This is a genomic window from Microcoleus sp. N3A4 (assembly GCF_036701805.1).
GTDB lineage: Bacteria > Cyanobacteriota > Cyanobacteriia > Cyanobacteriales > Microcoleaceae > Microcoleus.
In genome coordinates, this window is record NZ_JAUBRJ010000039.1 from 10,011 (window position 1) to 17,171 (window position 7,161).

Annotated in this window: 1 CRISPR repeat array. The window is 44.2% G+C overall.

Features of this window, described 5'->3' with window-relative positions:
• Positions 1-40 precede the first annotated feature (40 nt).
• Positions 41-7,093: direct repeats of the CRISPR family, unit length 37 nt; unit sequence GTTTCAGTCCCGTTGCCGGGATTCTATTAGTTGAAAG.
• The last annotated feature ends 68 nt before the right edge of the window (positions 7,094-7,161 follow it).

The window sequence follows — 7,161 nt, forward strand, 5'->3', positions numbered from 1 at the left end:
AAAGTATGCTTCCTTTAATTAATGAATGGGTAGCAGCAATGTTTCAGTCCCGTTGCCGGGATTCTATTAGTTGAAAGAGTCTGCACCAGAGACGAATGGGGAACTCCCATGCTTGTTTCAGTCCCGTTGCCGGGATTCTATTAGTTGAAAGCTTTCAGGATTTTGGTATACCAGAATACCAAAAATTACGGTTTCAGTCCCGTTGCCGGGATTCTATTAGTTGAAAGTATGCTTCCTTTAATTAATGAATGGGTAGCAGCAATGTTTCAGTCCCGTTGCCGGGATTCTATTAGTTGAAAGGGGAGAATCAGGTCGTTCTGTCAGCAGACAAGCAACGTTTCAGTCCCGTTGCCGGGATTCTATTAGTTGAAAGCTACGATCGCAGCTTCATTGCCACTTGTCAAGGCTAGTTGTTTCAGTCCCGTTGCCGGGATTCTATTAGTTGAAAGTTTGTTTCGTACAGGACTCGGTAGCGCGTCCCCTCTTCAGTTTCAGTCCCGTTGCCGGGATTCTATTAGTTGAAAGCTTGAGGCAAGCAAGCTGACTTTTAGGAGATTTAGTGTTTCAGTCCCGTTGCCGGGATTCTATTAGTTGAAAGGCCGTCGTCGTTGCACTCGGTCGCCGACACTTGCTGGTTTCAGTCCCGTTGCCGGGATTCTATTAGTTGAAAGACGCGACGGCTAATTTGCACAGCTTCGTCAACGGCAATTGTTTCAGTCCCGTTGCCGGGATTCTATTAGTTGAAAGCATTCTACCCCAGCGCGATCGCATTTTGATGTTCTGTTTCAGTCCCGTTGCCGGGATTCTATTAGTTGAAAGGTGGCTCGCTGGTATTCTGTGCCGTCGGGTTTCCTGTTTCAGTCCCGTTGCCGGGATTCTATTAGTTGAAAGGTGAGACACTAACAGTAAGGTGTTTTCACAGAATCGTTTCAGTCCCGTTGCCGGGATTCTATTAGTTGAAAGTTTGTTCATGTGCGATCGCCTTTTATCTAAAATCCAAGTTTCAGTCCCGTTGCCGGGATTCTATTAGTTGAAAGGATTTGGCGATGGCCCACTTTAGGTTCTGTTAGGGGAGTTTCAGTCCCGTTGCCGGGATTCTATTAGTTGAAAGCCAGCGATGTTTTTAAGGATTATTTTGCACTTTTCAACATGTTTCAGTCCCGTTGCCGGGATTCTATTAGTTGAAAGTTACTTTATGGAGATTTTATGCCTGCACTGTTTAAGTTTCAGTCCCGTTGCCGGGATTCTATTAGTTGAAAGACCTGCAAGTTTGTGCATATTTTGTCCTCGGCTGGCATTTTTGTTTCAGTCCCGTTGCCGGGATTCTATTAGTTGAAAGTGCAACGTGATCGCTTGCCAGGAGATAAAAAGAAAAAGTTTCAGTCCCGTTGCCGGGATTCTATTAGTTGAAAGTTATGCTGCTAACGGAGCATACGGACCGGACTTGCCAAGTTTCAGTCCCGTTGCCGGGATTCTATTAGTTGAAAGGTCGCGGTTATCTGAGCACCTAAGCCAGTCTGATAAAGTTTCAGTCCCGTTGCCGGGATTCTATTAGTTGAAAGCCTCCTGTGTACCGACGCAACAGGGGAATACCGATGTTTCAGTCCCGTTGCCGGGATTCTATTAGTTGAAAGTAATGCTTCGGAGTACATCTCTTTGAATTCCTCCAGAGTTTCAGTCCCGTTGCCGGGATTCTATTAGTTGAAAGAGTCAAGCTACCGTCTGAGCCGTGAATGGTAAGGCGTTTCAGTCCCGTTGCCGGGATTCTATTAGTTGAAAGAGTAACAAGCCGTGTCGGCTAATTACTGGGGATATGCGTTTCAGTCCCGTTGCCGGGATTCTATTAGTTGAAAGGCAAGGGAACTCTAACCCGTGAGGAATGGGAAAGAAAGTTGTTTCAGTCCCGTTGCCGGGATTCTATTAGTTGAAAGCCTACTTCTGTATTGATTCGAGTTGCACTTATTTGAGGTTTCAGTCCCGTTGCCGGGATTCTATTAGTTGAAAGCATTTCGTAAATCATCGTATATTCAATTCTAGATTTGTTTCAGTCCCGTTGCCGGGATTCTATTAGTTGAAAGCGATCGGACGATTATTGAAGGCAGTCTGACTATTGTTTCAGTCCCGTTGCCGGGATTCTATTAGTTGAAAGTCTGGGGGAGGGTTTCTCAACAATGTACTGGGGATTTTGTTTCAGTCCCGTTGCCGGGATTCTATTAGTTGAAAGCAACGCCAACGCCAACGCCTGCACCGCAGCCAGGAGGTATTGTTTCAGTCCCGTTGCCGGGATTCTATTAGTTGAAAGTTTCGGTGAGTAAGAGTTAGAAAAGCGTAACTTTGTTGTTTCAGTCCCGTTGCCGGGATTCTATTAGTTGAAAGCATACTAGCAAATTGAATAGCATCAAAAGAAAGGGTTTCAGTCCCGTTGCCGGGATTCTATTAGTTGAAAGTTTAAAGCTTGTTGTTGCTTGGAAATTCGTCAAATTGTTTCAGTCCCGTTGCCGGGATTCTATTAGTTGAAAGGCAAGCTGTTAAAAGTAGTAAAGGAATTATTAGTAAAGTTTCAGTCCCGTTGCCGGGATTCTATTAGTTGAAAGCCGTAGCTAAAGTATCCGTATTTCAAGCAAGCATCTATGTTTCAGTCCCGTTGCCGGGATTCTATTAGTTGAAAGTCTATCCTCTTTAGGAAATAATCGCCTAACAATCAGGTTTCAGTCCCGTTGCCGGGATTCTATTAGTTGAAAGCAAGCGTTGGCCTTGGTCGTAACCTTTGCAGCAGTAGTGTTTCAGTCCCGTTGCCGGGATTCTATTAGTTGAAAGGTTTATAGCATATGACTCAAACAAAACCAGCAAAAAGTTTCAGTCCCGTTGCCGGGATTCTATTAGTTGAAAGCTGTACTCCGGCCTTAGTAAAAGTGTCGGAGAAAGTTTCAGTCCCGTTGCCGGGATTCTATTAGTTGAAAGTTTTGACGAGGCGGCTTTCCAGTCAACAATAGCCAAGTTTCAGTCCCGTTGCCGGGATTCTATTAGTTGAAAGTCCTGTGTGTAAAGTCAGGACTGGGAAGCGGAAAAACTGTTTCGTTTCAGTCCCGTTGCCGGGATTCTATTAGTTGAAAGCGGCTTTAATCCGCTCTTTAACGCCGAGAAAATAATGTTTCAGTCCCGTTGCCGGGATTCTATTAGTTGAAAGAGGTGCTGATAATTGACGAGGCGATGTCGGTAGCTTTGGTTTCAGTCCCGTTGCCGGGATTCTATTAGTTGAAAGCATCAGTAATGGGCAAACCCTGGATAAACTGAGTAAGTTTCAGTCCCGTTGCCGGGATTCTATTAGTTGAAAGCGGTCGGTCGGCAAGTGGCAAAAATTAAATAACAGAGTTTCAGTCCCGTTGCCGGGATTCTATTAGTTGAAAGCGGTTAAACCTTTTATAGTTTTTAGCGACTCGCAAAAACGTTTCAGTCCCGTTGCCGGGATTCTATTAGTTGAAAGATTTAATTGGATTTGTTGATGGTCCTACAGTTGTTAAGTTTCAGTCCCGTTGCCGGGATTCTATTAGTTGAAAGATGGCAGCTTTATCCGGCTGCCAACATTCTTAAAAATGTTTCAGTCCCGTTGCCGGGATTCTATTAGTTGAAAGGCAATCGGCGCTTCGGGTTGATTATCGTCCATCAATGTTTCAGTCCCGTTGCCGGGATTCTATTAGTTGAAAGTGTTTGCGGATTATTCCTAGGGGCAACAAAGTTGTGTTTCAGTCCCGTTGCCGGGATTCTATTAGTTGAAAGGCTGCCAGAATAGCCCGCTGCTCATCACAGCTACGTTTCAGTCCCGTTGCCGGGATTCTATTAGTTGAAAGTTCGCCAATTGAAGGATATCTTCGCAGTTTAGAAATGTTTCAGTCCCGTTGCCGGGATTCTATTAGTTGAAAGTTTAATTGCATTAACTGATTGTGAGCTTAAAATTAATAGTTTCAGTCCCGTTGCCGGGATTCTATTAGTTGAAAGCTCAGAAAAATATCCGCCAGCCTGTCCGGCAGAGGAGTTTCAGTCCCGTTGCCGGGATTCTATTAGTTGAAAGTTCTCGCGATCGAACATCAAATTCCAGCACAGAAAATAGGTTTCAGTCCCGTTGCCGGGATTCTATTAGTTGAAAGTGGGGGTTTTGGGACTGGTAATCGCGGCTGGGCTATGTTTCAGTCCCGTTGCCGGGATTCTATTAGTTGAAAGCTTTCTCGCGCTGGGTGGTGGTTTCTGTGTTTTCCTGTTTCAGTCCCGTTGCCGGGATTCTATTAGTTGAAAGACAAACAGAAAATCCTTGTGTCACGCGCTTGACACGTTTCAGTCCCGTTGCCGGGATTCTATTAGTTGAAAGCGCCAGAATTATGAATTGGAACATGGGCAGGTTGTGTTTCAGTCCCGTTGCCGGGATTCTATTAGTTGAAAGGAAAAAAGAGACATTTTAAGAGAGGCACAAGAGCTTTAGTTTCAGTCCCGTTGCCGGGATTCTATTAGTTGAAAGCCACGAAAGAATAGGCGTTTGAGGTTGGGTTTGCATGTTTCAGTCCCGTTGCCGGGATTCTATTAGTTGAAAGATGCTTCGGATTGGTTCTGATCGGACAAGCTTATCAATGTTTCAGTCCCGTTGCCGGGATTCTATTAGTTGAAAGCTTTAGATTTATTTATAGGTTTGCAAGGATTTTCATGTTTCAGTCCCGTTGCCGGGATTCTATTAGTTGAAAGCCAGACCTCAAACTCTGCTGGCTTGAATTGGTGAACGTTTCAGTCCCGTTGCCGGGATTCTATTAGTTGAAAGTCAGGCTCTAATTCCCTACCAGGAAAATTAATATTAGTGTTTCAGTCCCGTTGCCGGGATTCTATTAGTTGAAAGCAAAGCTCGACGAACCTGACGAACTGTTTCTTTGTTAAGTTTCAGTCCCGTTGCCGGGATTCTATTAGTTGAAAGTCGAACCTTTACGATAGCGAGCATAAAATTCTATATGTTTCAGTCCCGTTGCCGGGATTCTATTAGTTGAAAGCGCTGCAACATGACAAGGATATCTCTGCATATAAAGGTTTCAGTCCCGTTGCCGGGATTCTATTAGTTGAAAGCTTTACGGAATTAAACTCGACTTAAAACCATGTTTAAAAGTTTCAGTCCCGTTGCCGGGATTCTATTAGTTGAAAGGCAATTATCATAATTGGCAACCCTGTGGTGTACATGTTTCAGTCCCGTTGCCGGGATTCTATTAGTTGAAAGCCTAGCAGAGACTAAGCGATGATTCAAAAAGTACACATGTTTCAGTCCCGTTGCCGGGATTCTATTAGTTGAAAGTTTGCCGATATCGCGCGTCCCCCTCGCTCTGCAATAAAGTTTCAGTCCCGTTGCCGGGATTCTATTAGTTGAAAGTGCAACGATTCGAGTAGGGACAACAGCGGCTTTTGGTTTCAGTCCCGTTGCCGGGATTCTATTAGTTGAAAGTATAACTCGCGTTTGGATGCCATCCCCTGAAATCGTTTCAGTCCCGTTGCCGGGATTCTATTAGTTGAAAGGCTATCAACTGAAACAGAAGCGATCGGACCGAGTTGTTTCAGTCCCGTTGCCGGGATTCTATTAGTTGAAAGTATTTTGCACTTTAACGAGTTTTGTTGCTTTCAGACATTATCCGTTTCAGTCCCGTTGCCGGGATTCTATTAGTTGAAAGTTAGAGATGTTTGGAAGCAAGCCGGTTGGCATCCTGCAGTGTTTCAGTCCCGTTGCCGGGATTCTATTAGTTGAAAGATTTTGAGCGAGAACTTCAGATAATGTTACGGCAATGTTTCAGTCCCGTTGCCGGGATTCTATTAGTTGAAAGATTAAATTCGGGGGGGGGGGGGGTAACATATGCTAGTTTCAGTCCCGTTGCCGGGATTCTATTAGTTGAAAGTATAGCTGTGTTTGCTATCACTTGCAATGACTCTGCGTTTCAGTCCCGTTGCCGGGATTCTATTAGTTGAAAGTGGTGTTGATGCATCTTTTAAGGAGTAAATTATGTGTTTCAGTCCCGTTGCCGGGATTCTATTAGTTGAAAGTATTCGGAGGATTTTAAGATGATGATTTTAGGATTAGTGTTTCAGTCCCGTTGCCGGGATTCTATTAGTTGAAAGTTGTTTGATGCACTATAGTGCTTATAGTTGTAAAACAGTTTCAGTCCCGTTGCCGGGATTCTATTAGTTGAAAGTCTTGACCTCTTTACTAATATCAGAGTTTCTACGGGTTTCAGTCCCGTTGCCGGGATTCTATTAGTTGAAAGCTGAGGCTCATATATCTTTTGCTATAAATGAAAAAATCTGTTTCAGTCCCGTTGCCGGGATTCTATTAGTTGAAAGAATGTTAATGTTCCTTGGGGAATGGGTGGTATAATGTTTCAGTCCCGTTGCCGGGATTCTATTAGTTGAAAGTCTGTAAAATAGTACCGATTTAGAAATACGAAAATTGTTTCAGTCCCGTTGCCGGGATTCTATTAGTTGAAAGTTCATCTTCATCAGAAGGTGAAATAGGAGTAGAATTGTTTCAGTCCCGTTGCCGGGATTCTATTAGTTGAAAGTTGAGATAAGTCTCGGTTTTGGGCTTCCACCTAAAAGTTTCAGTCCCGTTGCCGGGATTCTATTAGTTGAAAGTCTATGGTCAAGGCGATCAAAGCGTACCTGGATATCGTTTCAGTCCCGTTGCCGGGATTCTATTAGTTGAAAGTTTAAAGCTCAAGAGCGGGGTTGGAGGTTATTAGATTGTTTCAGTCCCGTTGCCGGGATTCTATTAGTTGAAAGTCGCCCCGTCAGCCGCAAGTTGCCGCACAATCCCCAAGTTTCAGTCCCGTTGCCGGGATTCTATTAGTTGAAAGTTTGCCTCTGGTTCGGCAATGCTTTGTCTTCGCCGATGTTTCAGTCCCGTTGCCGGGATTCTATTAGTTGAAAGCTCAAAGTGGTTGTGTAACGTTACGCACAACTTTTGTTTCAGTCCCGTTGCCGGGATTCTATTAGTTGAAAGGATGTAAGCTTCCTTATTATAAGAGCAATAGATACAGCAGGGTTTCAGTCCCGTTGCCGGGATTCTATTAGTTGAAAGTCTTACGCTGTAAGCCTTTCAGCCTTTTGTATCAAGTTTCAGTCCCGTTGCCGGGATTCTATTAGTTG